This is a genomic window from Nonomuraea insulae, from assembly GCF_042656245.1.
Map to the genome: position 1 here is coordinate 44,899 of NZ_JBHSPA010000088.1, position 26,289 is coordinate 71,187.

The following is a 26,289-nucleotide window of genomic DNA, read 5'->3' on the forward strand; positions in this document are numbered from 1 at the left end:
CGTTCCGGATTCTACTGGAGGTCATGTGATGAACGCCCGTGCAGTGGTCGATCGTTTTCTGGAGGTGACGACCGGTGGCGACCTGCCCGCGCTGGCCGATCTCTACGCGGAGGACTCGGTTATCGAGATCCCGTTCGCGCCGCAGGGCATCCCGACCAGGTTCGAGGGCCGGGAGGGGCACAGGAGCAGGTTCGCGATGGCGGCGAAGGTGCTACGCCAGGAGAGGCTGGAGAACGTGGTGATCCACGAAAGCGCCGACCCCGAGGTGGTCATCGTCGAGTACGATCTGCACGGGCGGGTGATCTCCTCCGGCAAGGCCATCGCGAACACGTACATCATGGTCATGAGGATCAGGGACGGCCTCATCGTGCACTCGCGCGACTACGGCAACCCGCTGGCCTCGGCTGACTACCGCGATGACCTGGTCGGCATCTAGCGGCTGTAGGTCATGACCACGGTGCCGTTGCTGAACGTCCTGGTCCCGGTCAGGGCGAAGACGGTGGGGGCGAAGACGCCGTGGAAGGCCGGGATGCCGGCCCCGGCGACCACCGGATAGCACTTGATGACGAGTTCGTCGATCTCCGGCAGGAGCTGGGCCGCCAGGTTGCCGCCGCCGCACAGGTAGATGTCCAGGCCGTCCTCCTGCTTGAGCCGGCGGACCAGGCCGAGGGGATCGCCGGCGACGAGCTCCACGGCCGGGTCGTCGATGCTCTTGATGGTGGTGGAGATGACGTACTGGCGCAGGTGGGCGTATGGGCTGGTCGCGCCTACGGCCAGCCCGGGCTCGTAGGAGCTGCGGCCCATGAGGACGGTGTCGAAGCGCTTGTTCGGGACGTCGAGGCCGACCTGGGCCCGGATGTGTGTGGGAACGGTCTCCGGGTATTCGGCGTTGAGCTGGGCCGTCATGTCGTCGGCCATCGGGTAGAAGTCGAATTCGCCGTTCGGGCCCGCGATGTAGCCGTCGATCGAGGTGGCGACGTAGTAAACGAGCTTTCGCATACCGATCAACTCCCATTGAAGTACTATGCTTGAAGTGGTTTGACCGTAGTACTACAAGTGGAGTGGTGTCAAGATGGTCAGACAGAATGTCGCCCGGCGGGCGGCGCTGGTGGATGCCGCGATCGAGGTGCTGGCCAGGGAGGGCGCTCGCGGGCTGACGTTCAGGGCGGTGGACGCGCAGGCGGAGGTGCCCACCGGCACGGCCTCCAACTACTTCGCCAGCCGCGACGAGATGTTCACCCAGGCGGGCGGGCGGATCTACGAACGGCTGCAGCCCGACGACGCCGTGATGGCCGACAGCCTCGCGGGGCCGCGTGACCGGGACCGGGTGGCCCAGCTCATGCAGGAGGTGGTCGATCGGGTCTCGTCGTTCAGGTCCGGCTACCTGGCCCTGATGGAGCTGCGGCTGGAGTCCACCAGGCGGCCGGAGTTGCGGGCCGTGCTGACCGCGCGCATCCGCGCCGACGTCGAGGCCAACGTCCGCTACCACCTCGACTCGGGCCTGCCCGGCGACGCCGACACCGTGGTGCTGCTCTATCTGGCGATGAACTGGCTGGTGGTCGAGCGGCTCACGCTGCCCGACGTGTTCGGCGAGGAGGAGATCCACCGGCTCGTGACCAGCGCCGTCGAGCGGCTGCTGCCTTAGTGCCTGGCATCATGGGGCACATGAGACTGGCCGGTGAGAGTGACCTGGCGGCCGTGGAGCGGCTCGTCCACGACGCCTACACGCCGTGGATCGAGGTCATCGGCACGCGGCCGCTGCCGCTGGAGTCCGACTACGCCGCGCTCATCGCCGCAGGTCGGGTGCACGTGACCAGCGGGTTCGACCGGCTCGAAGGGCTCATCGTGCTCGTCCCCGAGGACGGCGTGCTGCTGGTGGACAATGTCGCGGTCCACCCCGACCTGCACGGCAAGGGCATCGGGCGGGCGCTGCTGGCCTACGCCGAAGAGGAGGCGCGCAGGCTGGGGCTGCCCGCGCTGCGCCTCTACACCAACGTGAAGATGGCCGCCAACATCGCCCTGTACGAGTCACTCGGCTATGTCAGGACCGGCCAGGCGAACCTTGAGGGCCGCTCCGCCTACCTGATGCGCAAGCCGCTCAGCCCGTGAGCAGGCGCTGACGCGCAAGCCGCTCAGCCTGTGAGCAGGCGCTGACGCCCCGGCGGCTCAGCCCGTGAGCAGGCGCTGACGCGCTCAGCCCGTGAGCACGCCCAGGAGGTGGGTGACCTCCCGTGCGACCGCGTCGCGGCCCGCCTTGAGGTATTTGCGGGAGTCCACGACCCGCTCGTCGTGAGCCAAATAGTCGCGTACGGCACCGGTGAACGCCTTGTTCAGGTGCGTCGCGATGTTGATCTTCTTCATGCCCTGCCGTACGGCCTCGCGCAGCACGTCGTCCGGCACCCCGGAGGAGCCGTGCAGCACCAGCGGCACCGGCACCGCGGTCCGCAGCTCGGCGATGAGCTCCAGGTCCAGCACCGCGTCCTTGGTCGTCATGGCGTGCGAGGTGCCCACGGCCACGGCCAGCGCGTCCACGCCGGTCCTGCTCACGTAGTCCACCGCCTCGTGCGGCTTGGTACGGGCCCCGGGCGCGTGCACGCCGTCCTTGCCCCCGACCTCGCCCAGTTCGGCCTCCACCCACACGCCGCGCTCGTGGCACCAGGCCGCCACCTCGGCCGTGGCGGCGACGTTGTCCTCGTCGGGCAGGGCGGAGGCGTCGTACATGACCGAGCCCAGCCCCAGCCGCACCGCCTCCTCGACGAGCGCGCGGTCGGTGGCGTGGTCGAGGTGGACCGCGACCGGCACCTCGGCGCGCCTGGCGACGGCGAGCGCGGCCACCGCGATCGGCTCCAGCGCGCCGTGGTAGCGCACGCAGTTCTCGCTGATCTGCAGCACGACCGGCAGGCCGAGGGCCTCCGCGCCGGTCACGATCGCGGAGGCGTGCTCAAGCTGGATCACGTTGAACGCGCCCACCCCCGCGGGTGACTGGCTGACGATGTCGCCGATGGCGGCGAGGGGCATGGCGGGCTCCTTACGTGATGGTGATCTGGGGGTGTATGTCGGCGTAGACGTCGGGGTCGAACTCGCCGGCCACGGGCCTGGCCACGGCCGCCGCGCCGAGCGCCGCGGCCCGTCTGAGCCGCTCCGGCCACGGCTCGGGCTCGACCAGGCCCAGCGCCAGCCCGGCCACGAGCGAGTCGCCCGCGCCGGTCGGGTTCCCCCGCACGGTGTACGGCATCCGCGCCCGGAACATTCCCTCCGCCGTCACGGCCAGCAGCCCGTCGGCGCCCATGGACACCACCACGGCACCCGCGCCCTGGCCGCGCAGCGCCTGCGCGCCCTCGGCAGGGGTGCCGCCGGGCACGGCCCTGGCCAGCTCCTCGGCGTTGGGCTTGACGATGGAGGGGCGGCCCTTGGGCGCGTGGCGCAGAGGGTCGCCGTCGGCGTCCACGATGGCGGGGACGCCCGCGCCGGCGGCGATGGCGGCCAGCGTCGCGTAGGTGTCGGCGGGGACGCCGCGCGGCAGGCTGCCCGAGATGACGACCGCGTCGGCGTCGCCCACGAGGGACTCGTAGTGCCGCAGGAACGCGGCCAGCTCGGCAGGCGTGACCTCGGGACCTGGCTCGTTGAACAGCGCCGTGCGAACAGCACCTGACGCGCCCCCGCCTGACGCGCCCCCGCCTGACGCGCCCCCTCCTGACCCGCCCACGCCCGATCCGCCCGCGTTGGCGTCCGGGACGGCACCGGTTCGGGCAGCGCCTTCAGAGGCGGGGGTGTCGCAGACGGCGAGGGTCGTGCGGGAGTCGGCGGCGATGCCGTGCAGCGCGCTGGGCAGGCCCGCCGCCGCCAGGTCGGACGCGATCGCCTGGCCGGTCGGGCCGCCCGCCAGCCCCGTGACCAGCACGTCCCGGCCGAGCGCGGCCAGTACCCTGGCCACGTTGACGCCCTTCCCGCCCGCGCGCCTGTGCACCGCGCCGACCCGGTTGACCCCGTCCCAGTCCACGCCGGGCACCTGGTAGGTCACGTCGAGAGCGAGGTTGAGCGTCACCGTGAGGATCATGTCAGGGCTCCGTGATCCAGACGCCGTCCTTCAGCACGCCGTTGACCTCCAGGGAATCGGAGAGCACCACCAGGTCGGCGGCCTTGCCGACGGCGATGGAGCCGATGGTGTCGGCCAGGCCGAGCACTCGTGCGGGCGTCAGCGAGGCCACCTGCACCGCGTCCGGCAGCGACATGCCGACCTCCTGGACGCCGCGCCGGAACGCCACGTCCATGGTGAGCGTCGAGCCCGCGATCGAACCGCCCTCGACCAGCCGCGCCACGCCGTCGTCCACGCGCACCCGCATGGGACCGAGCACGTAGTCGCCGTCGCCGAGGCCGGCGGCGGACATCGCGTCGGTGATCAGCACGGTCCTGCCGGGCCCGGCCACCTCGTACGCCAGCCGCAACATCGCCGGATGCACGTGCACCCCGTCGTTGATCAGCTCGACCGTCACCCGCTCGTCGTCCAGCAGCGCCGCCACCGGCCCTGGAGCGCGGTGCCCGAGCGGCGGCATCGCGTTGTAGAGGTGTGTGGCCACGCTCGCGCCCGCCTCGATGCCCGCGATCGTCTGGTCGTAGTCGGCGTCGCTGTGCCCGACGGCGGCGATCACGCCCTCCGCGACGGCCATCCTGATCGTGTCGAGCGCCCCGGGCAGCTCGGCCGCGATGGTCACCATGCGCACGTGCCCCCGCCCCGCCTTCACCAGCCCGGCGAACTCCTGCGGCGACGGCTCGCGCAGCTGCGTCGGGTCGTGCGCGCCGCAGCGGGCCTTGGCGATGTAGGGGCCCTCGAAGTGGATCCCGGCCAGCAAACCCTCGTCACACAGCTCGGCCAGCGCCGCCGCGGCCCTGGTCAGGCCCTCGATCGAGTCGGTGACCAGGCTGGCCATCGTCGTGGTCGTGCCGTGGCGGCGGTGCAGCGCCACGGCGTCACGCGCCTTGTCGAGCTCGCCAGTGGGAAAGGAACCGCCCGCGCCGCCGTGGTTGTGAATGTCCACGAACCCCGGCACGACGTGCCGGCCGCCCAGGCTGAGGCCCGGGCCGGGGGCGGATCCATGGCCGACATGCGTGATGCGGCCGTCTTCGATGGTCAGCCACCCCTCGTGCACTCCCTCGGGGGTCACGATCCTGGCGTCGGCAAGAGTAAGGCTCATGGAGAAAGGATCACAGATCGCGTGAGGTGCATGGGCTCGTCGGGGTCGAGCCCCCGCGCGAAAGCCCGCGCCACCGCGACCCGCTGGGCGCGGATCAGCTCGGCCATCGGGTCGAGCCCGCTCTCGACGAACGTCCCGCCGGTCTCCTCGACCTGCGCGCGCAGGCCCTCGGGGGCGGTGCCGAGCATCCACGTCACACGCCCTGGCGCGGCGATGCTGATCGGCCCGTGCCGGTATTCCATCGCCGGGTAGGCCTCCGTCCACGACCTGGACGCCTCGCGCATCTTCAGCGCGGCCTCCTGGGCCAGGCCGACGGACCAGCCGGTGCCGAGGAAGCTGAACTGCTCGGCCTGGACCAGCTCGTCGGGCAGCGGCTCGGCCACGGCCCGCTCCGCGTCGGCGATCGCCGCCGTGAGGTCCTCGCCCAGGGCGGCGCGGAGCAGGGCGAGCTGCGTGGTGGCGAACCTGGTCTGCACGACCGACTTCTCATCGGCGTAGTCGAGCACGACGACCTCGTCGGCGGCCGACATGATCGGCGTGTCGGGGTCGGCGGTGATGGCCGTGCTCTTCGTGGTGCTCTGGGCCAGCAGCTCCAGGACCTCTGTCGTGGTGCCGGACCTGGACAGCGCCAGCACGCGGTCGTAGCCGCGCCCTGACGGGAACTCGGAGGCGGCGAACGCGTCGGTCTCGCCGTGGCCGGCCCGCTCGCGCAGCACGGCGTAGGACATCGCGACGAACCACGACGTGCCGCAGCCGACGACGGCGACCCGCTCACCCCGGCGGGGCAGCGCGTCGGCGGGAACGTCGGCAACGGCGCGGCGCCAGCACGACGGCTGGGACGCGATCTCGGCTTCGGTGTGACTGGTCACCGCTTACCTCCCCATGATTGATTGTTTCTGCTGTTTTTATATCAGGAAAGAGCAGTTATGAACACTGTTGGCCTGGCACCCCAGCTTGTGCCACGCTTGCTGCTGACCTCGTCCCTTAGGGAGGTTCCGTGTCCCGCTATGACCGCTGGAACGCCATCCTGGAACTGCTGGCGCAGGGGGGCAGGCTGTCGGTGGAGGAGGCCGCCCAGGCGCTCGACGTCTCCACCGCGACGATCAGGCGGGACTTCGACCAACTCGCCCAGCAGCAGATGCTCATGCGCACGCGGGGCGGGGCCGTCGCGCAGAGCGTGAGCTACGACCTGCCGTTGCGCTACAAGACGGCCAGGCACGCCGACGAGAAACACCGCATCGCCGCCGCTGCCGCCGAGCTGGTCACGCCAGGGGCCGTGGTCGGGCTCAACGGCGGCACGACCACCTCGGAGCTCGCGCGTACGCTCGCGACGGTGGCCACGCTGGAGAGCGGGTTCACGATCGTCACGAACGCGCTCAACATCGCCTCAGAGCTCACCGTCCGGCAGCACGTCAAGATCGTGGTGACGGGCGGGGTGGCCAGGCAGCAGTCCTATGAGCTCATCGGCCCGCTGGCCAGCGGAGTGCTGGAGCAGGTGACGCTGGACGTGGCCTTCCTGGGGGTCGACGGGCTGGACGTCGAGCTGGGCGCCTCGGCCCACCACGAGGGGGAGGCCAGCGTCAACAACCTGCTGATCAGCCGAGCCGCCCAGGTCGTGGTGGTGGCCGACTCCTCGAAGGTCGGCAAGCGCGCCTTCTCCCGGATCTGCCCGATCGCGCAGATCGACACGCTCGTCACCGACGCCCAGCTCTCGGACGAGGCGGCGGGCCGGCTCACGGACGCGGGCGTGAAGGTCATACGCACCTGATCACGGAATCCCGCGCCTGATCACGGAACCCGGGGCTGACCACGGAACCCGGGGCTGACCACGGAACCCGGGGCTGACCACGGAACCCGGGGCTGACCACGGAATCCGGGCAAGGTGGGCTCGCGTAGCGGTGGCGCGCCGCTGATGGGTCAGAGGCCGTTTCCTGGAGGGTCGTCAGCCGGAGTGCGGCGGGTGGTGAGCGACGGCAGCGCGTAAAGGATGATGGAAGAGGGTTTTGGGGTAAGTATCCGGCGACCGTCAGGGGGAGAGTATGGCGTCGGGAAGAGACGTGGGTCGGCTCGGGCCCGCGGAGCGGGTCGAGGCGTTGCGGCGCATGGCGGCTCAGGAGCTCGACGTGGTCGTGGTCGGCGGCGGCGTTGTGGGTGCGGGGATCGCGCTCGACGCCGTGACGCGCGGGCTGGACGTCGGCCTGGTCGAGGCGCGTGACTTCGCCTCGGGCACGTCGTCGCGCTCGTCCAAGCTGATCCACGGCGGCCTGCGCTACCTGGAGCAGCTCAACTTCGAGCTCGTACGAGAAGCCCTGCGCGAACGGGCACTGCTGTTGCAGCGCATCGCGCCGCACCTGGTCAGGCCGGTGCCGTTCCTGTTCCCGATGACCCACTACGGCTGGGAGCGCCCCTACGTCGGCGCTGGGGTGGCGCTCTACGACACGCTCGGCATCGCGTCAGGGGTGACCCGCGGCGTGCCGGGGCACCGGCACCTGTCCAGGTCGAGGGCGCTGCGCCTGGCCCCGGCGCTGAAGAAGACGGCCTTCACCGGCGCCGTCCAATACTGGGACGCCCAGGTGGACGACGCCCGCTACGTGATGACCATGTTGCGCACCGCGGCCACCTATGGCGCGCACATCGCTCAGAGGGCGCAGGTGGTGGGGTTCCTGCGGGAGGGCGAGCGGGTCACCGGCGTGCGCGTGCGCGACCTGGAGACCGGCGAGGAGCTCGAAGTACGCGCCCGGCAGGTCGTCAACGCCACCGGCGTCTGGACCGACGACATCCAGGAGCTGGTCGGAGGCCGCGGGCAGATCCACGTACGCGCCTCCAAGGGCATCCACCTCGTCGTGCCCCGCGACCGGATCCACTCGCTGACCGGCATCATCCTGCGCACGGAGAAGTCGGTGCTGTTCGTGATCCCCTGGGGCCGCCACTGGATCATCGGCACCACAGACACGGAGTGGACGCTCGACAAGAGCCACCCTGCCGCCTCCCGTACGGACATCGACTACCTGCTCGACCACGTCAACGCCGTGTTGTCGGTGCCGCTGACCCGCGACGACGTCGAGGGCGTCTACGCGGGGCTGCGGCCGTTGTTGTCGGGCGAGTCCGACGAGACCTCGAAGTTGTCCAGGGAGCACGTGGTGGCGCATCCCGTGCCCGGGCTGGTGATGGTGGCGGGCGGGAAGTACACGACGTACCGGGTCATGGCGGAGGACGCGGTGAACGCCGTCGCGCACGGGCTCGACCAGCGGGTGCCGCGTTCGTGCACCGACCGGGTGCCGCTGGTGGGCGCCGAGGGCTATCAGGCGTTGTGGAACTCCCGGCACCGCATCGCCCAGACCTCCGGGCTGCACGTGGCCAGGATCGAGCACCTGCTCCAGCGCTACGGCTCGATGATCGACGAGCTGCTGGAGCTGATCGAGAGGGATCCGTCGCTGGGCCGGCCGCTGGCGGGGGCCGACGACTATCTGCGGGCCGAGGTCGTCTACGCCGCCACGCACGAGGGCGCCCGGCATCTCAACGACGTGCTGACGCGGCGTACCCGGATCTCCATCGAGACCTTCCACCGCGGGGTCGCGGTGGCGCAGGAGGCGGCGGAGCTGCTGGCGGGGCCGCTCGACTGGGACGGGGAGCAAGTGAAGAGGGAGGTGGAATACTACACAAAGCGTGTGGAGTCCGAACGTCGCTCGCAGGAGCAGGACTCCGACCAGGAGGCTGACGCGATCAGGCTCGGCGCGCCGGAGATCGTCCCCGTCGTCGTACCGGAGCACACGTGAGCGATTCCTTGAAGCAGGTGTCAGACCCCCGAGAGCTTTTGTCCGGATACCTCGATTTTTATCGTGCTGAGGTGCTGCGGGCGCGAGCTGACCGGCGAGTAGGAGGGGCGGCCCGCGGCGCTGCGGGGTCCGCGGACCGCCCGTTTCCAGGATGGTTCTCTAGGGCGTCAACGCCGGCTAGTAGCGCGTGGCGTCGTGTACGTCGAGCAGCGGCTCCTTCACGCCGTCACCCGAGTCGTCGGTCCAGTTGAGGTTGCCGGTCGAGATCAGCGTGCTGCGTACGGCCAGCGAGCCCGCCCTGTTCGTCGGCTTGCGGGAGCCCGAGGTGAGGATGCCCGCCGCGCCCGCCACGTGCGGGCTGGCCATCGAGGTGCCGCTGATCGTGTTGTAGGCGCCGCCAGGCCAGGTCGAGTAGATGCAGGTGCCCGGCGCGGTGATCTCCACGGTGCTGCCGAAGTTGGAGTAGAACGCCGAGGTGTCGTCCTGGTCGGTCTCGCTGCGGCACGAGAGCGTGCTGCCCCCGGCGCCGCCGGCCAAACCGTCGTTGTCGGTCAGCGCGGAGACGGTGACCACGTCGGGGTGGTTGGCCGGGAAGAAGCCGGAGGTGTTCGCGTGGCTGTTGCCCGCCGCCACCACGACCACGATGCCGGCGTTGACGGCATTCGTGATGGCGGTGCTGATCGCGCTGCTGGTGCAGCCGCTGCAGCCCAGGCTCAGGTTGATGACCTCGATGGTGGACGCGCGCGCCACCACCCAGTTGAGCCCGGCGGCGATGCCGGCCAGGGTGCCGGAACCGGCCGCGTTGAGCACCTTCACGCCGTGGATGCGGGCGCCGGGTGCGACGCCTACCGGGCCGATGGTGTTGTCGCGGGCGCCGACGGTGCCCGACACGTGCGTGCCGTGGCCGTTGTCGTCGGTGCCGGAGTTGTTGACGCAGACGCCGGTCACGCAGTTGGCGCGGGCGACCACGTTCAGGTCGGGGTGGGTGTTGTCCGAGCCGGTGTCGACCACGGCGACGTCCACGTCGATGCGGACGTCGTCAACGCCGTCGATGTCCAGGTTGGGGTTGCTGGGGCCGAAGATGCGGCGTACACCGGTGGGGATGGTCTGGGGGAAGGCCGTGACCACGGCGTCGGGCTCGACGCTGAGCACGTTCGGGTCGCGCTTGAGCTGCTCGGCCGCGGCCGCGCTCAGGCGGGCGGTGTAGCCCTTGAAGGCGTGCTCGTACACGCCGATGAGCTGGCCGCCGCTCTGGGACACCTGGTTCTCGGCGGCGCCGCGCGGTGCGCGCATCGACGGGTTGAGCTGGACGATGTAGGTGCCGTCGGGAGCGGCGGTGGCCGCGGTGACGGGCAGGGGCGCCGCGAGTAACGCCAGCGCGCTGACGAGCAATGCGAGCAGGGGGGTGCGTGGTCGCATGAGGCCCTTTCTCTTGCCGGGGATCGGGGCCCGTCTGTGACACGAACCAGCCGATCCGACAGGTTGGTGTTAGTAAAGCTTTCATCATTTGTCGGGATAAGTCCATAAAAAAGATGCCGGTTCATTACGAACCGGCATCTTTCGGTCGCTTAACGGAGCGGGATCCAGGATTGTGAGGCGAGCGTGGTGGCGTCGTTGACCTGCACACCCTCGTACGAGAGCGTCCAGAGCGAGTCACCGATGACCATGGAACGCTGAATGCCAGGTTGGTACGGGTAATCACCCTTCTGGGTCGGGTGCTTGATCATGCCGAGTTCCCTCACCCCGGAGTCATCGATCTTGAGCACCAGGGCGCCCGACTCGTTCTGCTTGCTCAGCGGGATCACCGACAGGCCGCTCTTCGGCCAGTACAGGAACGCGTGCGGATCCCACTCCGCCTCGGAACCCGCGTCCTTCTGGAACATCTGCGAGAGGCGGCGCGGGGCCGCCGGATCGCTGACGTCGAACAGCGAGACCTGCGTGCCCAGCGTCCTGCCCTTGTCGCTGGCCTCCTGGCCGATGCCGATCAGCCGGCCCTCGGCGCCGGGATGCAGGTACGCCGAGTAGCCGGTGATCTTCAGCTCGCCGGTCACCCTGGGGGCCGCCGGGTCGCGCAGGTCCAGCGTGTACAGCGGGTCCACCTGCTTGAACGTGACGCAGTAGCCGACCGCGCCGATGAACCTGACCGAGTAGATGCGCTCGCCCTCGCCCAGGCCGCCGACCTCGCCCACCTTGGCCATGGAGTCGGCATTGAGCACGTAGACGGCGCTGGAGCTGGTCTTGCCGTCGGCGGAGTTGAGGGTGGTGGCGACGCGCAGGTGACCCTCGTGCTCCGACAGGGAGTACTGGTTCAGCAGGCGTCCGGGCACCTTGCCCGAGGCCACGTACGTGGGGGCGCCGGCCGAGGCGATGTCGAACCTGTGCACCTCGGTCTCTTCTGGGGGGACCGTGGGTGTCGGCACCGGGTCGCTGGGGGTGGGTTCCACGGCCGGGGCCACGGCGCTCGACGAGGGGGCGGGTTCCTCGATCGGGAGCGGGCGCACCGGGAACCACCAGCGCGGGTTGCTGGCCACGTACAGGCTCTGGCCGGTGCCGTGGACGACGTCGCCGTCGGCGGCCAGGCTGATCGGGTCGGTGCCCGCCGCCGTGACGCCCTGTGCCAGGTCGATGGTGTGCACGGTCAGCAGCGAGGTGCCGGTGTAGTCGGCGGGGTGGCTGACCCGATCGCACTTTACCGTGTCCTTGGTGACCTTGCCCGCCGCGTCCGTGATCTCCGTCGCGGGCAGCCAGGCGTCGACCGGCGCGCGTCGTACCGCTGCCTCGTTCTCCTTGGTGCGCTCGGCCTCCGAGGCGTCCTGGCGCAGTTCGGGGAAGGTGATGTCGGGCTGGCTGCGGGTGACGAGCCGGACGGTGGAGCCGACCATCCTGGCGTCCACGTACGAGCCCGCCGGCCTGATCGTGCTCAGGACCTTCGGCTGACCCGCCAGATCGACCACCACATAGCGGGTGTCCGCGACCGGCCCCCGGGTCTTGTACATGATGTCGCCGCCCCGCATGAGCACCAGCGCCCGGTCACCCGAGACGAGCAGGTCGGCGGGGAGGCCGGGGACGCGCTGGTCGCCCTCCGTCAGCTTGAGCGAGGAGGTGATCTTCCTGGTGGCCGTGTCGATGATCCGCAGGGTGCCGTCCGTGACCGTGATGATCCGGTTGCCGTCGGTCTTGACCAGGTCGGGCTCGTCCACGCCGGCCTCGTGCACGTTGGTCGTGGAGTGCTCGGGCGCCGAGGCGGTGTCCGACCTGGCCTTGGCCTGGCCGTCCTCCATAGCCATGATGGGTATGACGTTGCCGAAGCCGTACGGGCCGACGTTCTTGGCCGCCTGCTCGCGCAGGCCGCCCAGCAGGTCGTCGCAACTGCTGTAGGCCACCAGGCGGACGGGGTTCGCCTTCACGGGCTTCGGCGGGTTCGAGGGCCCTCCCGTCGAAGCGGTGCAGGCGGCTGTGACCGCCGCGAGTGCCGCGGCGGTCACAGCCGTGCGGATCAACGTCTTCATGCCCTCCATCACGGTTGCGCGTGCTGGATGGTTCAGGAGCCGTTGGCCGGATTGACGGTGAAGGCGGGGCTGAAGTCGATGGTGTCGGGGACCTCCAGCATCTTTCTGATCAGCCTGCCTTCGAAGTCGACGACCTGGACCTCGTCGTTGACGCTGTTCTGCTGCTCCCAGCAGTAGAGGTGGGTCTCGTCGTAGAAGCCGAGGACCTTGTCGCAGTCGGAGGAGAACTTGCGTACCCGCTTGCCCGAGGTGCTGTCCCAGATGCAGTGGTCGCCGTCGCCGCCGTTGGGGCAGTTGGTGACGAACTCCTCGCCCGAGGGGGAGAAGATGTCCTGCGTGCCGGCGGACAACGTGCCGATGCCCGGCAGGGAGCGCGTGGTGTTGCCCTCGGCGTCGAAGAAGCGCAGGCCCCGGTTCTTCTCATCGCCGTACACGTCGACCACGCCCTCGTCGGCGCCGTCGAAGCCGAAGGCGTTGCCGCGGATCGCGGTGTCGGACACGTTGATCGTCTTGGCCTCCTTCGCGGCCACGTCGATGAGGACGAAGCCCATGTAGAGCCAGTCGTCGCCGTTCTTCTTCTCGATGTTCAGCAGGATCTTGGAGCCGTCTCTCGACCAGGCGCGGATGCTGCTGATCAGCGGCTCCTTGACGGTCTTGATCGTGGAACGCTCGTTCGTCTGCCGGTCGGTGATCACGATGAAGTCGAAGTCGTCGGAGCTGTAGCTCCGGCCTCTGGTCGCCAGGTAGCGGCCGTCCGGCGAGACCAGCGACTCCCAGTTCTGCTGATATTTCGTGAACGTGCCGCGCAACGATCCCCTGGCGTAGTCGATCCAGTCTTTCTTCTTCTCGTCGTAGATCTCGTAGGAGGTCAGGACGAGGGCGTCGGCCGGGTTCTCGTACAGGTAGATCGCCCCGCCGGGGAGTGTCCGCTTGGTGCCGGTCTTGGGCACGGACGCCTGCGTCGCCGTCGGGCTGGGCTCGCTCGTGCGGGTGCGAGTGCGCGTGGGTGTCGGGTCGGCGGTCGGGCCGGCCACTGACTGCTTGTCGATCTGGATGACCACGATCACGCCGGCGAGCACCAGCAGCGCGCACGCGACCGCGATGCCGGCGATCAGCGGGCCTCTGCTCTTGCGCGGCGGCTGCGCGTACGGGCCCTGCTGGCCGTAAGGAGCCATCGTGGGCTGGTGCTGCCACGGCGAGGGGGCAGGCGGTGGCGGTCCCGCATGGGAGTAGTGGATCCCCTGCGGGGCGGAGTTGCTGACCGGGCCCGACCTCGGCCCGGGATAGGAGGGCTGGTTCCGCGGGAAGGACGGCGGCGCCTGGGCCGCCTCCGCCGCGCCCTGCGCCAGCATGCCGGAGTTCGGGGCGGGCTGCTGGAGCAGTCGCATGATGACCTGCTCGGCCGTGGGCCGCTGCGCCGGGTCCTTGGCCAGGCAGGCGATCACCACGTCACGCAGCGGGCCCTCGGGCAGCACACCCAGGTCGGCCTGCTGGTTGAGCACTCGGTTGATCACCGCGGGCATCGTGTCGCTGCCGAACGGCGCCCGCCCGGAGGCGGAGAAGACCATCGCGCTGGCCCACGAGAACATGTCCGCGGCCGGCCCGACGGTATGGCCCATGATCTGCTCGGGCGGCATGTACGACGGCGTGCCCACGACCATGCTGCTGATCGTGGAGGTGGCGTTCAACGCCCGCGCGATGCCGAAGTCGATCACGCGAGGCCCGTCGGCCCCGATGATCACGTTGGCCGGCTTGAAGTCGCGGTGCACGATCCCGGCCTGGTGGATGGCGGCCAGCGCGGTGGCGGTGCCGATGGCCAGCCGGTGCAGCACGGATCCCGTGCGCGGCCCCTCCTCCTGCACCACCCGCTGTAACGAGGGACCCTCGATGAACTCACTGACGATGTACGGGCGGTCCTGCTCGACCCCCGTGCCCAGCACGGCGGCGGTGCAGAACGGCGCCACCTGCTGGGCCACCTGGACCTCGCGCAGGAATCGCTCCACGCTCACCTGGTCGCCCGACAGGTCGGGCCGCAGCCACTTGACCGCCACCCTGGTGTCCGCGTGGTCTGTGGCGAGGTAGACGACGCCCTGACCGCCCTCGCCGAGGCGGCCGAGGAGATCGAGTCCCCCCAGTCGCTGTGGATCTCCGGGTCGGAGCGGAGCGAAGGTTGCCATGTAGGGATTCTGTCGCTATGCCACGGATCCGCAAAAACTACCCGCGAGTAGTTCAGCGGAATATCCTTCTGACCTCCAGTGCCAGGACGCGGCGCATCAATGCCCCATACTGGTGAAACCCTCGCTGAGCTGCCCAGATCTGACGCTGATGACGTGCATGCGCACGCTCGGGCTCAAGCGAGGCTGTCTACGCTGTAAACGTGAACGACCAGGGTACGGCGGCGCGCATCGTCGCCGTGGCACAGCGCATCCTCATCGAGGAGGGGGCCGGCGCGGTCAGCATGCGGCGCGTCGGCGACGCCGTGGGCATCACCGCCATGGCCATCTACCGGCACTACCCGAACAGGGAGGCGCTGCTGCGGGCCGTCGCCGACCGCAGCACGGGTGAACTGGGAGCGGCCTGGGCGGGGCGGCCCTCCACGGGCGGGCTGGAGGAGCGCATGTCGGCGGCGCTCGACGGCTTCCTCGACTTCGCGCTCGGGAGCCCGCACCTGTACCGGTTCCTGATCTCCGACGCGTGGGCGGGGGCGCGGCGCTTCCCCGAGGACTTCCGCGAGGGGCAGAGCCCGGCGTTCGGGGTGATCATGGGGCTCGTGGAGGAGGGCATGCGGGCAGGGTTCCTGCGTGCGGACGATCCGCTGGAGACCGCGCTGGTGGTGACCTCGTGCGTGCAGGGGCTGTTGCAGCAGTACCTGAGCGGGCGGTTCGGGATGTCCGAGGCCGACTTCCGCGCGCTCTGCCACCGGTCCACGTGGCGGATCGTCGACGGGCTGCGCGCGTGACGGATGGGCCGCTCGGCTGGTGGCGATTGGGGGGCGTCGGCTCGGTCGGTGGCGAACGGGGGCGTCGGCTCGGCTGGTGGCGAACGGGGGCGTCGGCTCGGCTGGTGGCGAACGGGGCGGCTTTCGCCGGGCCGGGCTGACAAGGTGGGAGCGTGAGCTGGAACGCGCGAGCCCTCGACGTGCTGGCGGCGGGGGAGCCCACCCCGCTGATCGACTTCCCCGTGCGGGCCCCCGGGATCAGGCTGCTGCTGAAGGACGAGTCCGCGCAGCCGACCGGCAGCCTGCGGCACCGGCACGCCAGGGCGTTGTTCAGGCAGGCCATCGCCGACGGGCTGGTCACCGAGGGCACCACCGTGGTGGAGGCGACGGGTGGCAACGCGGCCGTGGCGCAGGCGTGGTTCGCGCGGCGGCTGGGGCTGCCGTACATCGTGGTCATGCCGGGCAGGCACAGCCCCGCGCGGGCGCGGGCGGTGGAGGAGCTGGGCGGGGAGTGCCGGTTCGTGACGCCGCCGCTCGCCATCTACGACGCGGCGCGGGGGATCGAGGGGCACTTCCTCGACCAGTTCGGGCGGGCGGGTGAGCATGACCTGGCGGAGGAGCTGTTCGGGCAGGCACGGCCCGACTGGGTGGTGACGGGCGCGGGCACCGGCGCGACCTCGGCCACGCTGGGGCGCTGGATCCGGGCCCACGACCTGAGCTGCCGCGTGGTGGTGGCGGATCCCGAAAATTCGGCTTATTTCCCCGGCTGGACCCTCGACACGCCCGACTACGCCACCGGCATGCCCTCACGCGTCGAGGGCATCGGCCGCCCCCGTATCGAGCCGGGCTTCCGTCCCGACCTGGTCGACCTGGTCGTCCCCGTTCCCGACGCGGCCAGCGTGGCGGCGGCCAGGCACATCAGGGAGATCACGGGGTTGCCGGTGGGCGCCTCGTCGGGCACCGCGCTCTGGGCGGCGCTGGAGCTGGCCGAGCGCATGCGAGCCAGGGGAGAGAGCGGCACCGTGGTGTCACTGATCGGCGACGCGGCCCCCCGTCACCTGGCGACCTGCCACGACGACACGTGGGCGGCGGAAAGAGGGCTGGACGTCGCGCCCTACAGGGAGAAGTTGTCAGTCCAGTGAGTGGCTGACCCAGACGTTCGGCTCCACGTACACGGCGTAGTCGTGGGCCACGTCGCAGTGCACCGGCACCAGGGCGCCCGGCACCTCGATCGTCCCCGTGCGGTCGAACGGCAGGTCCGTCCAGCCGCGCCACTCCGCCAGGGTGCCCGGCACCGTCATCGACCGCGGGGCCACCTTGACGATCTTCCCGCCGGCCCGCACGTGGACGCGGAGCCAGGGGTCGTGGGGCAGGCCGTCGGGGCGCTTCCTGAAGGCGTACTCCGTCATGGGGGTGTGGGGTTCGAGGTGTTTGCCGTTGGGCCGTACCGGCACCACCAGCTCGCGGTGGCCGAGCCGGGCGGCGTGGTCGCGCATCGCGGCCACCATCAGGGATGACAGGCCCTTGCCCAGGAGGTCGCGGCGGACGGTGACCTCCAGCCCGGAGACGGCGTCGGGCCGGTGGCCGCGCTCGCGGGCCAGCCACCCGGACCTGATCACGCCGTCCCATCCGTCGTCGGGCAACCCGGCCCCGTCCGACACGTACGGGATCATGCACCCACGCGCCGCCAGCCGCCCCGGCTCGGCCTCGTCGGTGGCCACGAGCACGTGGTCGGCGTACACCGTCGTGGCGCGCGCGTAGAACAGGTCGGCGATCGGGTCGTTCAGCACGAACTCGTGCCACGTATGGTCCATGTCCCACAACGACGACGAGAACTCCGGACGCTCCGCGAGCGTCGTGATCTGGAGGGCCATGGGGAGAATCCTGGCATTCCGGTCGCACGAATGCGCCCTGTTTATTGGTACTTAAGGCCGTATGCAGGCGTGCGCTAGCGTCGGCGGCATGACAGAACTTGACGCCAGGCTGCGAGCCATCACCGACCTGTTCGTGGCCGAGGCGCGCGAGGGGGGCGGCAGGCACGAGTACGACGGCCAGATCCAGGACCTGTCGCCCCAGGGCGTACAGGCCGGGCTGGCGCGGCTCGGCCAGGGCCCCGCACCCGAGGACGCGCATGACGCCAGGCACCTACAGGTGTTCGAGGAGAGTCTGCGCACCCAGCTCGGCGAGCTGGAACTGCACCGCAAGAACCCGCTCATCCACCTCTCCAACCTCGACCTGGCCTGCTACGACCGCGACTACGGCCCTGAGGAGGAGCGCGCCGCCGCCAAGGCGGCCCACCTCGCGCGCTGGCCCGAGGCCGTGGAGCACGCCGTCGCCGCGCTCGACCAGGTCCCGGCCCCCGTCGCGACGTCCCTGCTCGGAGCCGCCAGGGGCCTGGCGGCGGGGATCACGGACGAGGCCGCGCTGGCGGCCCACGGCAGGCTCGTCGCCCACATCGAGCGGGCCGCGGCCGAGGGCGACCCCGACGCGGCGCTCGGCGGCGAGGCGCTGGCCAGGCTCATGGGCACCGCCGAAGGGCTGCCGGTCGATCTCGGCAGGCTGGCGGAGCGGGCCGACGCCGAGCGTGACCGGCTGTCGGCGCTGCTCGCCGAGTCCTGCGCCAAGCTGGGGGAGAACGGACGGGCGCCGCTCGACGTCGTACGGGAGCTGGTCAAGGACCACCCCGACGCCGACGGCGTGATCGAGGCCGCCCGGATCGGCACCGAGCAGGCCATCGCGTTCACCCGCGAGAAGAACCTGGTGCCCTACCACGACGGCGAGTGCCTGGTCGGCCCGGCGCCGGAGTCGCGCCGCTGGGCGATGGCCATGATGGCGTGGAACTCGCCGGGCGAGCCCGACGGCCCGTCGTGGTACCACATCACCCCGCCCGATTCCTCCTGGCCGCGGCAGGACCAGGAGGAGTGGCTGGAGGTCTTCAGCCGTACGACGCTGCCGGCGATCAACGTGCACGAGGTCGCTCCCGGGCACTTCTCGCACGCCAGGGCGCTGCGGCGGGCGCCGTCCGACGTGCGCAGGCTGTTGCAGTCGGTCGCGTTCATCGAGGGCTGGGCGCACTACGCCGAGGAGTTGTGCGTCGAGGAGGGCTTCGAGTCCGGCGACCCGCGCTTCGAGATCGGCGTGTGGGTGGAGGCGCTGATCCGCGTCACCCGGCTGGCCTGCGCGATCGGCGTGCACACCGGGCAGATGACGGTCGAGGACGCGGCCGCGCGCTTCGAGTCCGACACCCACCTGGCGGGCCCGGCGGCGCTGTCGGAGGCGCGGCGGGCCTCGTTCGACCCCACGTACGGGCGTTACACCTGGGGCAAGCTGCTCATCCTCGACCTGCGGGAGCGGGCCCGCAAGGAGTGGGGCGCCGGGTTCACGATCCAGCGCTTCCACAAGGCGCTGCTCGACCTCGGCTCACCGCCTCTGGGCCTGATCGACGCCGTCCTGTAGCTCTGGGCTCGATCGGCGCAGTCCGTTACCTCTGGGCTTGATCGGCGCGGTCCTGTAGCGTCTCTCGGGCTGATCGGGGAACGTCTTAGGCATCTTACGGTCGGTCACTAGGCGGCCTGGTCGTACGGTCGGGTCGCTAGGGAGGTCTGTTCGTGCGCGAGCTCTCCGGCAAGGTCGCGGTGGTGACGGGTGCGGCGAGCGGCATCGGGCGGGCCATGGCCCTCCGGTTCGCGGCCGAGGGAATGACGCTGATGCTCGCCGACGTGGACTGGGGCGCGCTCGCGGAGACGGCCGCGCTTGCGGAGACGGTCGCGCTTGCGGAGACGGTCGCGCCGGCCGGGGACGGCAAAGTGCTCACGCAGATCACCGACGTGTCCGACGCGTCGTCCGTACGGCACCTGGCCAACCGGTGTTTCGGGGAGCTGGGTGCCGTACACGTGCTCTGCAACAACGCCGGCGTCTTCCAAGGCGGTCACATGTGGACGCGCGGCGAGGAGGACTTCTCCTGGTTGCTCGGCGTGAACCTGTGGGGCGTGCTGCACGGCATCCACGAGTTCGTGCCACGCATGATCGAGCAGGACACCGAGGGCCACATCGTCAACACCGTGTCCGTGGCCGGGTTGTCCGTGGCGCCCGGCGCGGGCGCGTACTCGGTGAGCAAACACGCCGCGCTGGCCGCCTCCCTGGCGCTCGCCCAGGACCTGGCCGCCACGGGGTCCAAGCTCCGGGTGAGCGCGCTGTGCCCCGGCGCGGTCAGGACGCGCATCGGCGAATCCGACCGGAACCGCCCCCTCGACCTGGCCACCAGGCCCACGCAGGACGAGGTGGACCTGCGGGAGTGGGTCAGCAGGGCGGCCGAGCGCGGCGTCGACCCCTCCGAGGTGGCCGACCTGGTCGTGACGGGCATCCAGGAGGAACGGTTCCTGCTGCTGACCGATCCCAAGTACGCCGCCCGCCTGCGCCGGCAGACCGAGACCCTGCTCAGCGGAGACCTGCCCGACTACCAGTGACGGTTGTGGGTGAGGACTCGTACGACGGTGCCCTTGCCCGGTTTGACCAGCAGCCGTACCGAGTCGCCCGGCAGCACGTCGTGGTAGAGCCCCTCCTCGACCTGATACGCCGTGGCCTTCTCGGAACTGCCGTCATGGAGGGCGATGTAGCAGTGGTCTGCCTCCATCCACCGTTTGACGACATATCCGGTGACCTCCAGCCGTCCTGGACCCCCTTGCTGAGCGGGCTCGATCTCGCCACCCTGCCAGCCGCTGCCGGTGAAGATCCACTCCTGCCGGTGGTTCACCGGGGCCGTTTTGACACTCTCCCGGCCGCGCGACGTCAGCAGGAACCCACGGCCGCCCATGAGCAGCCCGATCCCCGCCACCAGGGACACCATCGTGGCGATCATCCCGGGCCAGGCCAGGCCGGCCGTCGCGATGGTGGCGCACCAGGGGAGGACGAGCCCGGCCGCGAGCAGCACCGGCACGATCATGCTCGGCCAGCGCCGCCGCGCCAGGCCCAGATCGATGGCGCACTGACGGACGAGGGGGACGAACCCGCCGTCGAGATCGGACCCTTCGGGCATGAGAGCGACCACCGGGGCTTCCTGGGCTCCCGCCAGGCGGGCGCGTACTCGTTCCAGGACCCACTCCTCGTAGGGCCGCAGCGGCTCGTCGAGAGCCTCACCGGCGGACAGGTGATCGCCCTCGATCCGCACCCAGCCGCGCCCGGCCAGCTCGGACAGCGCCGAATGGAACACATCCTGCGCCCGCATCCCGCGTAAGAGCTCGGCCACAGGGGCGGGCATCGGCTCCTCCGACGCCTGCCGGAAGTTCCTGGCTCGACTGGACACCTTGAGGGCGGCGGCCAGCGTCGCGACCCACAGGGCCCACGCCGTCGCCGGCCAGACAAGATCCATCGTTCTGTGTTAGCACGTCGGCCCCTGCCAGGCCAGGTGTAATCCTCAAGCCCGATACACTGTGGTCACCGCATTTCGCCTTTGGGGGGTTCTCACGGTGTCTGAATTCGACACAGTTCTCGTGGTCGACTTCGGCGCACAATACGCGCAGCTCATCGCCAGGCGGGTGCGCGAGTGCCACGTCTACTCCGAGATCGTGCCGTCGACCATGCCGGTCGAGGAGATGATGGCCAAGAATCCGAAGGCGATCATCCTGTCCGGCGGCCCGTCCTCGGTCTACTCCGAAGGCGCCCCTCCGGTCCCGCACGGGCTGTTCGCCACGGGCGTGCCCACGTTCGGCATCTGTTACGGCTTCCAGGCCATGGCTCAGGCGCTGGGCGGCGAGGTGGCTCGCACCGGCATCGCCGAATACGGCGGCACCCCGCTGGAGGTGCTCGACGAGGGCGTCATCTTCGCCGGCCTGCCCACCAGCCAGACCGTCTGGATGTCCCACGGCGACGCCGTGGCCGCCGCCCCCGAGGGCTTCGTGGTGACCGCCTCGACCGGCGAGACGCCGGTCGCCGCGTTCGAGAGCACCGAGCGTGGCCTCTACGGCGTGCAGTTCCACCCCGAGGTCCTGCACTCCGAGCACGGTCAGGCGGTGCTCAAGCACTTCCTCGACGCGGCCGGCTGCCGCGCCTCGTGGACCATGCTCAACATCGTCGAAGACTCCATCGAGTCCGTCCGCCGCCAGGTCGGCGACGGCCGCGCCATCTGCGCGCTGTCGGGCGGGGTCGACTCCGCCGTGGCCGGCGCCATCGTCCAGCGCGCCATCGGCGACCGGCTGACCTGCGTCTTCGTCGACCACGGCCTGCTGCGCAAGGGCGAGGCCGAGCAGGTCGAGCGCGACTTCGTGGCCGCCACGGGCGTCAAGCTCGTCGTGGTCGACGCCGCCGACCGCTTCCTGAAGGCCCTCGAAGGCGTCACGGACCCGGAGGAGAAGCGCAAGATCATCGGCCGCGAGTTCATCCGCGTCTTCGAGGACGAACAGCGCGCCATCATGGCCGACGGCCCCGTGGAGTTCCTGGTCCAGGGCACCCTCTACCCCGACGTCGTCGAGTCGGGCGGCGGCACCGGCACCGCCAACATCAAGTCCCACCACAACGTCGGCGGCCTCCCGGAAGACCTCCAGTTCACCCTGGTGGAGCCGCTGCGCGCGCTGTTCAAGGACGAGGTCCGCCGAGCGGGCGAAGAGCTCGGCCTCCCCTCCGCCATGGTCTGGCGCCAGCCCTTCCCCGGCCCCGGCCTCGGCATCCGCATCGTCGGCGAGGTCACCCGCGACCGCCTGGCCCTCCTGCGCGAAGCCGACGCGATCGCCCGCGAAGAGCTTTCCCGCGCGGGCCTGGACCGCTCGATCTGGCAGTGCCCGGTGGTCCTGCTGGCCGACGTCCGGTCGGTGGGGGTGCAGGGCGACGGCCGCACGTACGGCCACCCGGTGGTGCTGCGGCCGGTCACGTCGGAGGACGCCATGACGGCGGACTGGGCGCGGGTGCCTTACGACGTTCTGTCGCGGATCTCGACGCGGATCACGAACGAGGTGCGCGAGGTCAACCGCGTGGTGCTCGACGTGACCAGCAAGCCCCCGGGCACCATCGAGTGGGAGTGACGTCTCAGCTCTGAAGGACGCCCAACTACAAGAAATTTTTAGTTTGCTGTCACGGGTGTACGCCAAACTAAAAATTTCTTGTAGTTGCTAGGGTGTTCGTCGTGGAGGCAGGTGAAGACACACCTCGTACGCGGCTCTGGCGGCGCGCGGCGCGCCAGCACGGTTACTTCACCGCGGCCCAGGCCCTCGCGGACGGCTACTCCTACCAATCGCAGCGGTTTCAGGCTCACAGCGGTCACTGGGAGCGCGTCGATCGCGGTATCTACCGATTTCATGAGTTCGCCGACCTACCTTCCGGCGAATACGACCATCTCGTTCGCTGGGCGCTCTGGAGCCAAGGACAGGCGGTCATATCCCACACCACCGCACTCGCGGTCCATGATCTGGGGATCGCCAATCCCGCTCGGATCCATCTGACCGTTCCGCGAGGCTTCCGTCGGCGACATCCCTCCGTGGTCCTCCACCACGCCGAGCTGACGACTGACGAGGTGGACGAGCACGAAGGATTTCGGGTGACGAAGCCCGTACGTGCCATCGCGGAGTCCGCAGCGGACGGCGTGGACCAGGACGTGATCGACTCGGCTGTCGCAGATCTGCTCGATCGCGGCGCCGCGACAAAGAGACAACTACTGAGGGCCGCGCAGCGAGCCGGCGCTCAGGCCGAACTCGCGGTGGAGCGAGCTTTGAGTCAGGAGCTCACATGAGTCGCTATGCGACCTCGGTCGATCTTCGTCGAGCTTTGGAGGCCAGGCTCAAGCGCCAGGCCGACGAGAGCGGTACTGATCTCAGCCGCCTCCGAAGAATCGCGGTGTTCGATCGGATCTCCGCCAGACTGTCCGTCGTCGAAAACCGCTGGGTCCTCAAAGGCGGCACTTCTCTGGAGTTCCGCCTGGGCGGACGGGCGCGCGCTACGAAAGACCTCGACTTGGCGCTCCGTGATGGCTCGTGCGATGGAGAGGCCCTGCGCGAAGAGCTGATCGAGACTCTGGCGAATGACGTGGACGCGGATGGTTTCGCTTTCTCCGTTGGCCGGCCTAACTTGCTGGACGCGGATGCGGCCGGACGACCTGGCTGGCGCTTCCCTGTTGACAGCGCTCTGGCGGGTAAGACCTTCGCTCAGGTTCGGCTGGACGTCGTGCTGCGTGATGAGGAGCTTGCGGCTACCGAACGGATCCTCCTGCCCGGTGTGCTCGCGTTCGCCGACGTGCCGGCACGGGTGATCGACTCAGTCGACCGCCGTCAGCACTTCGCGGAGAAGCTGCACGCCCTCACCCGTGACTACAATTCCCGGCCCAACACGAGGGTGAAAGACCTCGTTGATCTGGTTTTGTTGATCGAGGACGGCCTCTCGGCCGACCGTGGGCTGCTGGAGGTGGTGCAGCATGTCTTTGCCGTACGAGGCACGCACCCGGTCCCACCGCTCATTTCCGACCCACCGCTGGTCTGGGCAACTGACTACCCGAGGCTCGCAGAGGGGGTCACGTATGCAAGCCCGGACCTACCCGTCGCGCTCGGCCTGGTACGCAACTTCTGGGAATTGACACAAGCTCAGAAGAGAACGAACTGATGGTCTGAGGTTGTCGACCTGGGAAGCCTGAGCGCGCCGATGATCGACTGTTCGGTGGTGCCCCAGGAGTACAGGGCCGAGATGTCGTACGGGTGCCCGGCGTCGTCCACGTAGTACAGGGCCGTACGTGGGATCAGGAGCAGCCACAGGGCGACGGTGAGTGCGATGATCGCTGCGATCCGCACCCAGAGCCGGGGGCGTCGCAGTGGGTTCATGGTTGATGAGCGTAGAGTGACCGAGCCGGGACCGGTCCCGGGTGCGCGGTAAGCCTCTGGTCCGCGCGGAAATGTATCAGTGCGTGACGGATCTCCTCCTCACTTCCGGGGCCAAGAGGAGGCGAAAGCCGTGGGGGCGACACATGCGCTGGACAAGGTCCCGGGTGGCACCATCACCTTCGCGATCCTGGCGGGCGAGCGTGCCCTGTCCGTGGACGGCGACCTGCGTACCGCTCGCGACTGGTTCGAGGCGGCCTATCGGGAGGCCGACGCGTGCGGCGATGTGCGGAAGCTGGCGCGGGCGGCGCTGGGGCTGGGCGGGTTGTGGGTGCACGAGTATCGGACCTGCGCGGACTGGGAGAGGGTACGCGCCCGCCAGCGCTACGCCCTGGGGCTGCTGAATCCGCGGTCGTCGCTGGCCCTGCGGCTGCGGGCCCGGCAGGCGGCCGAGGAGGACTACTGCACGGGGACGCACACCGCGATACTCGACGTTCTGGAGCAGGCGAGGAGCGCCGGTGATCCGGTGGCGCTGGCGGAGACGCTGAGCCTGGCCCACCACTGCCTGCTGGGTCCCGGGCACGGGAAGGCGCGGCTCCTGCTGGCCGATGAGCTGGTCGATCTGGCGGGGCTGACGGGGCGCCGGGGGGATCTGCTGATGGGGATGCTCTGGCGTACCGTCGATCTGTTCCTCGACGCCTCCCCGTTCGCGGAGCTCAGTCTGGAGGAGCTGCGGGGGCTGCTGGCGGTCAAGGATCATCTGGCGATCGGGTTCGTCGTGAGTGCGATCGAGGTGATGATGAGCATTCGCGCCGGTCGGTTCGGGGAGGCGGAGGAGCTGGCGGCCGTCAGCGCCGAGCGCGGTGAGGACGCCGGTGACGTCGATGCCACCGGCTGGTACGGGGCTCAGCTCGCCGCCGTCCGATGGTTCCAGGGGCGGGGCGCGGAGCTCGTGCCGGTGCTGGCGGAGCTGGTGAACTCGCCGACCCTCAGCGCCCTGGATCACTCCTCCCTGGCGGGCCTGGCCGCGGCGACCGCCAGGGCCGGGGATCGGCGGACGGCGGAGGGGCTGCTCGCCCGGTTGCGCGGGGCCGGAATGCCGCGTTCGAGCACTTGGCTGACCTCGATGTACTTCATCGTGGAGGCCGCGTACCTGCTCCGGGACGCCGACACCGCCGCCCGCGCGTACGCCGCGCTCGCCCCGTTCGCCGAGCTGCCGGTGATCGTCGGTCAAGGCGCGGCCTGTTTCGGCTCCGCGCACCACCCGCTGGGCATGGCCGCGCTGACCGTCGGCGAGGTGGATCGCGCGGTCGGGCATCTGCGCACGGCGGTACGGCGCAATCTCGCGCTGGGCCACCGGCCCGCCACCGTGCTGTCCAGGCACCGGCTGGCGCAGGCCCTCGGCGAGGTGGAGGACCAGCGGAACGTGCTGGAGGCCAGGGAGCTGGGCATGGTCCTCCCGGAGGCGGCCGGGGCGGCGGCCGACGGCGTCTGCCGCGTACGGCAGGACGGCCCGAACTGGCGTTTCGAGATGGACGGGCGGGAGGTGCTGGTCGGGCACAGCGTGGGGATGGGCTACCTGGCGACGCTGCTGGCCAATCCTGGCCGGGAGATCCCGGCCATCGAGCTGGCCGGAGGGGCGGACGCGTCCAGGAGCACGATCGCGTCGGAGCAGCCGGTGCTCGACGAGGCGGCGAGGCGGACGTACAGGCAGCGGTTGACGCGGTTGGAGGAGGAGATCGAGTCGATGGACGACCCCGATCGCGCCGCCGAGGCGCGGCGGGAACGGGAATGGCTGCTGACCGAGTTGTCCGCCGCCACCGGTCTCGGCGGGCGGGCGCGACCGTTCGCGGGCAGCGGGGAGCGGGCCAGGGTCGCCGTGAGCAAGGCCATCCGGCGCGCCGTGGCCCGCATCGCCGAGGCCGACGCGGCCCTGGGGGAGGAACTGCGCGCCACCGTACGGACCGGGTCCCGCTGCTGCTACCGCCCTCGTTAGGCTGGCGGCCGCCGCTGCTGCTACCGCCCTCGTTAAGCCGGCGGCCGCCGCTGCTGCCATCGCCCCCGTCAAGCCACCGGCCGGCC

At 70.2% G+C, this 26,289-nt stretch carries 24 protein-coding genes; 13 read left to right on the forward strand and 11 right to left on the reverse strand.

Annotated features, from left to right (window positions below; all coding sequences use genetic code 11):
• Positions 1-28 precede the first annotated feature (28 nt).
• Complete coding sequence (locus tag ACFPZ3_RS54950; RefSeq protein WP_379522432.1) at positions 29-436, forward strand: nuclear transport factor 2 family protein; 408 nt, start codon at positions 29-31, stop codon at positions 434-436.
• Here ACFPZ3_RS54950 and ACFPZ3_RS54955 read toward each other — a convergent pair.
• Positions 433-999 (reverse strand): dihydrofolate reductase family protein, encoded by a 567-nt coding sequence (locus ACFPZ3_RS54955; protein ID WP_379522433.1) that lies wholly within the window; start codon positions 997-999, stop codon positions 433-435. The genes ACFPZ3_RS54950 and ACFPZ3_RS54955 overlap by 4 nt on opposite strands.
• Before the next feature lie 73 nt (positions 1,000-1,072).
• On the opposite strand from ACFPZ3_RS54955, the gene ACFPZ3_RS54960 reads away from it, so the two are divergent.
• Positions 1,073-1,645: a TetR/AcrR family transcriptional regulator gene (locus ACFPZ3_RS54960; RefSeq protein WP_379522434.1), complete on the forward strand. Its 573-nt coding sequence runs from the start codon at positions 1,073-1,075 to the stop codon at positions 1,643-1,645.
• Positions 1,646-1,665: 20 nt separating this feature from the next.
• Entirely contained in the window at positions 1,666-2,109 is a 444-nt protein-coding gene (locus ACFPZ3_RS54965; protein WP_379522435.1) for a GNAT family N-acetyltransferase, read from the forward strand.
• Between the two features lie 84 nt (positions 2,110-2,193).
• On the opposite strand, the gene ACFPZ3_RS54970 is transcribed toward ACFPZ3_RS54965, so the two are convergent.
• Genes ACFPZ3_RS54970 through ACFPZ3_RS54985 form a run of 4 tightly spaced genes read right to left on the reverse strand, consistent with a single transcriptional unit; the run spans position 2,194 to position 6,061 of the window.
• Positions 2,194-3,018, reverse strand: a complete 825-nt coding sequence (locus tag ACFPZ3_RS54970; RefSeq protein ID WP_379522436.1) for a class II fructose-bisphosphate aldolase — start codon at positions 3,016-3,018, stop codon at positions 2,194-2,196.
• Positions 3,019-3,028: 10 nt separating this feature from the next.
• Entirely contained in the window at positions 3,029-4,057 is a 1,029-nt protein-coding gene (locus ACFPZ3_RS54975) for a 1-phosphofructokinase family hexose kinase (protein WP_379522437.1), read from the reverse strand.
• Position 4,058: 1 nt separating this feature from the next.
• On the reverse strand, positions 4,059-5,192 hold the full coding sequence (gene nagA / locus ACFPZ3_RS54980) for an N-acetylglucosamine-6-phosphate deacetylase (protein WP_379522438.1): 1,134 nt from the start codon (positions 5,190-5,192) through the stop codon (positions 4,059-4,061).
• Entirely contained in the window at positions 5,189-6,061 is an 873-nt protein-coding gene (locus ACFPZ3_RS54985; protein WP_379522439.1) for an SIS domain-containing protein, read from the reverse strand. Before ACFPZ3_RS54985 ends, nagA begins: the two co-directional genes overlap by 4 nt.
• 128 nt (positions 6,062-6,189) lie before the next feature.
• Here ACFPZ3_RS54985 and ACFPZ3_RS54990 point away from each other — a divergent pair, with 128 nt between their 5' ends.
• Positions 6,190-6,960: a DeoR/GlpR family DNA-binding transcription regulator gene (locus ACFPZ3_RS54990; protein WP_379522440.1), complete on the forward strand. Its 771-nt coding sequence runs from the start codon at positions 6,190-6,192 to the stop codon at positions 6,958-6,960.
• 271 nt (positions 6,961-7,231) lie between these two features.
• Positions 7,232-8,968 (forward strand): glycerol-3-phosphate dehydrogenase, encoded by a 1,737-nt coding sequence (gene glpD, locus ACFPZ3_RS54995; RefSeq protein ID WP_379522441.1) that lies wholly within the window; start codon positions 7,232-7,234, stop codon positions 8,966-8,968.
• Between the two features lie 177 nt (positions 8,969-9,145).
• Here the strand turns inward: glpD and ACFPZ3_RS55000 are convergent, their stop codons facing one another.
• The 3 genes from ACFPZ3_RS55000 to ACFPZ3_RS55010 form a co-directional block, all read right to left on the reverse strand.
• Positions 9,146-10,387 carry a S8 family serine peptidase gene (locus ACFPZ3_RS55000; RefSeq protein ID WP_379522442.1) on the reverse strand — a complete coding sequence of 414 codons (1,242 nt, stop codon included), beginning with the start codon at positions 10,385-10,387 and terminating at the stop codon, positions 9,146-9,148.
• Between the two features lie 149 nt (positions 10,388-10,536).
• On the reverse strand, positions 10,537-12,477 hold the full coding sequence (locus ACFPZ3_RS55005) for a beta-propeller domain-containing protein (RefSeq protein WP_379522443.1): 1,941 nt from the start codon (positions 12,475-12,477) through the stop codon (positions 10,537-10,539).
• Between the two features lie 32 nt (positions 12,478-12,509).
• Positions 12,510-14,654, reverse strand: a complete 2,145-nt coding sequence (locus ACFPZ3_RS55010) for a protein kinase domain-containing protein (RefSeq protein WP_379522444.1) — start codon at positions 14,652-14,654, stop codon at positions 12,510-12,512.
• A 200-nt stretch (positions 14,655-14,854) separates the two neighbouring features.
• On the opposite strand from ACFPZ3_RS55010, the gene ACFPZ3_RS55015 reads away from it, so the two are divergent.
• Both ACFPZ3_RS55015 and ACFPZ3_RS55020 read left to right on the forward strand, forming a co-directional pair.
• A complete protein-coding gene (locus ACFPZ3_RS55015; RefSeq protein ID WP_379522445.1) occupies positions 14,855-15,436 on the forward strand; it encodes a TetR/AcrR family transcriptional regulator in 582 nt (193 codons plus the stop codon).
• 152 nt (positions 15,437-15,588) lie between these two features.
• Positions 15,589-16,557 (forward strand): PLP-dependent cysteine synthase family protein, encoded by a 969-nt coding sequence (locus ACFPZ3_RS55020; RefSeq protein ID WP_379522446.1) that lies wholly within the window; start codon positions 15,589-15,591, stop codon positions 16,555-16,557.
• Here ACFPZ3_RS55020 and ACFPZ3_RS55025 read toward each other — a convergent pair.
• Complete coding sequence (locus ACFPZ3_RS55025; protein ID WP_379522447.1) at positions 16,546-17,289, reverse strand: N-acetyltransferase; 744 nt, start codon at positions 17,287-17,289, stop codon at positions 16,546-16,548. The two genes, ACFPZ3_RS55020 and ACFPZ3_RS55025, sit on opposite strands and share 12 nt — an antisense overlap.
• A gap of 88 nt (positions 17,290-17,377) precedes the next feature.
• Between ACFPZ3_RS55025 and ACFPZ3_RS55030 the strand changes: the two genes are divergently transcribed.
• Complete coding sequence (locus ACFPZ3_RS55030; protein WP_379522448.1) at positions 17,378-18,871, forward strand: DUF885 family protein; 1,494 nt, start codon at positions 17,378-17,380, stop codon at positions 18,869-18,871.
• 152 nt (positions 18,872-19,023) lie between these two features.
• Positions 19,024-19,881 (forward strand): SDR family NAD(P)-dependent oxidoreductase, encoded by an 858-nt coding sequence (locus ACFPZ3_RS55035; RefSeq protein ID WP_379522449.1) that lies wholly within the window; start codon positions 19,024-19,026, stop codon positions 19,879-19,881.
• Here ACFPZ3_RS55035 and ACFPZ3_RS55040 read toward each other — a convergent pair.
• Positions 19,872-20,783 carry a hypothetical protein gene (locus ACFPZ3_RS55040; RefSeq protein WP_379522450.1) on the reverse strand — a complete coding sequence of 304 codons (912 nt, stop codon included), beginning with the start codon at positions 20,781-20,783 and terminating at the stop codon, positions 19,872-19,874. The two genes, ACFPZ3_RS55035 and ACFPZ3_RS55040, sit on opposite strands and share 10 nt — an antisense overlap.
• A gap of 97 nt (positions 20,784-20,880) precedes the next feature.
• Between ACFPZ3_RS55040 and guaA the strand changes: the two genes are divergently transcribed.
• The 3 genes from guaA (at position 20,881) to ACFPZ3_RS55055 (ending at position 23,995) form a co-directional block, all read left to right on the forward strand.
• Positions 20,881-22,428 carry a glutamine-hydrolyzing GMP synthase gene (gene guaA / locus ACFPZ3_RS55045; RefSeq protein ID WP_379522451.1) on the forward strand — a complete coding sequence of 516 codons (1,548 nt, stop codon included), beginning with the start codon at positions 20,881-20,883 and terminating at the stop codon, positions 22,426-22,428.
• A 92-nt stretch (positions 22,429-22,520) separates the two neighbouring features.
• Complete coding sequence (locus tag ACFPZ3_RS55050) at positions 22,521-23,132, forward strand: type IV toxin-antitoxin system AbiEi family antitoxin domain-containing protein (RefSeq protein ID WP_379522452.1); 612 nt, start codon at positions 22,521-22,523, stop codon at positions 23,130-23,132.
• Complete coding sequence (locus ACFPZ3_RS55055) at positions 23,129-23,995, forward strand: nucleotidyl transferase AbiEii/AbiGii toxin family protein (RefSeq protein ID WP_379522453.1); 867 nt, start codon at positions 23,129-23,131, stop codon at positions 23,993-23,995. Before ACFPZ3_RS55050 ends, ACFPZ3_RS55055 begins: the two co-directional genes overlap by 4 nt.
• On the opposite strand, the gene ACFPZ3_RS55060 is transcribed toward ACFPZ3_RS55055, so the two are convergent.
• Positions 23,977-24,210 (reverse strand): hypothetical protein, encoded by a 234-nt coding sequence (locus ACFPZ3_RS55060; protein WP_379522454.1) that lies wholly within the window; start codon positions 24,208-24,210, stop codon positions 23,977-23,979. The genes ACFPZ3_RS55055 and ACFPZ3_RS55060 overlap by 19 nt on opposite strands.
• Positions 24,211-24,340: 130 nt before the next feature.
• Between ACFPZ3_RS55060 and ACFPZ3_RS55065 the strand changes: the two genes are divergently transcribed.
• Entirely contained in the window at positions 24,341-26,203 is a 1,863-nt protein-coding gene (locus tag ACFPZ3_RS55065; protein WP_379522455.1) for a hypothetical protein, read from the forward strand.
• Positions 26,204-26,289 lie beyond the last annotated feature (86 nt).

What these genes read in the sequence shown, in the direction of transcription:
- ACFPZ3_RS54960 (WP_379522434.1), top strand. Translation starts at nt 1,073, where the DNA reads ATGGTCAGACAGAATGTCGCCCGGCGGGCGGCGCTGGTGGATGCCGCG.
- ACFPZ3_RS55060 (WP_379522454.1), bottom strand. Translation starts at nt 24,210, where the DNA reads ATGAACCCACTGCGACGCCCCCGGCTCTGGGTGCGGATCGCAGCGATC.
- nagA (WP_379522438.1), bottom strand. Translation starts at nt 5,192, where the DNA reads ATGAGCCTTACTCTTGCCGACGCCAGGATCGTGACCCCCGAGGGAGTG.
- ACFPZ3_RS55010 (WP_379522444.1), bottom strand. Translation starts at nt 14,654, where the DNA reads ATGGCAACCTTCGCTCCGCTCCGACCCGGAGATCCACAGCGACTGGGG.
- ACFPZ3_RS55025 (WP_379522447.1), bottom strand. Translation starts at nt 17,289, where the DNA reads ATGGCCCTCCAGATCACGACGCTCGCGGAGCGTCCGGAGTTCTCGTCG.
- ACFPZ3_RS55040 (WP_379522450.1), bottom strand. Translation starts at nt 20,783, where the DNA reads ATGGATCTTGTCTGGCCGGCGACGGCGTGGGCCCTGTGGGTCGCGACG.
- ACFPZ3_RS54965 (WP_379522435.1), top strand. Translation starts at nt 1,666, where the DNA reads ATGAGACTGGCCGGTGAGAGTGACCTGGCGGCCGTGGAGCGGCTCGTC.
- glpD (WP_379522441.1), top strand. Translation starts at nt 7,232, where the DNA reads ATGGCGTCGGGAAGAGACGTGGGTCGGCTCGGGCCCGCGGAGCGGGTC.
- ACFPZ3_RS55005 (WP_379522443.1), bottom strand. Translation starts at nt 12,477, where the DNA reads ATGAAGACGTTGATCCGCACGGCTGTGACCGCCGCGGCACTCGCGGCG.
- ACFPZ3_RS54950 (WP_379522432.1), top strand. Translation starts at nt 29, where the DNA reads ATGAACGCCCGTGCAGTGGTCGATCGTTTTCTGGAGGTGACGACCGGT.
- ACFPZ3_RS54975 (WP_379522437.1), bottom strand. Translation starts at nt 4,057, where the DNA reads ATGATCCTCACGGTGACGCTCAACCTCGCTCTCGACGTGACCTACCAG.
- ACFPZ3_RS54970 (WP_379522436.1), bottom strand. Translation starts at nt 3,018, where the DNA reads ATGCCCCTCGCCGCCATCGGCGACATCGTCAGCCAGTCACCCGCGGGG.
- ACFPZ3_RS54955 (WP_379522433.1), bottom strand. Translation starts at nt 999, where the DNA reads ATGCGAAAGCTCGTTTACTACGTCGCCACCTCGATCGACGGCTACATC.
- ACFPZ3_RS55030 (WP_379522448.1), top strand. Translation starts at nt 17,378, where the DNA reads ATGACAGAACTTGACGCCAGGCTGCGAGCCATCACCGACCTGTTCGTG.
- ACFPZ3_RS55055 (WP_379522453.1), top strand. Translation starts at nt 23,129, where the DNA reads ATGAGTCGCTATGCGACCTCGGTCGATCTTCGTCGAGCTTTGGAGGCC.
- ACFPZ3_RS55000 (WP_379522442.1), bottom strand. Translation starts at nt 10,387, where the DNA reads ATGCGACCACGCACCCCCCTGCTCGCATTGCTCGTCAGCGCGCTGGCG.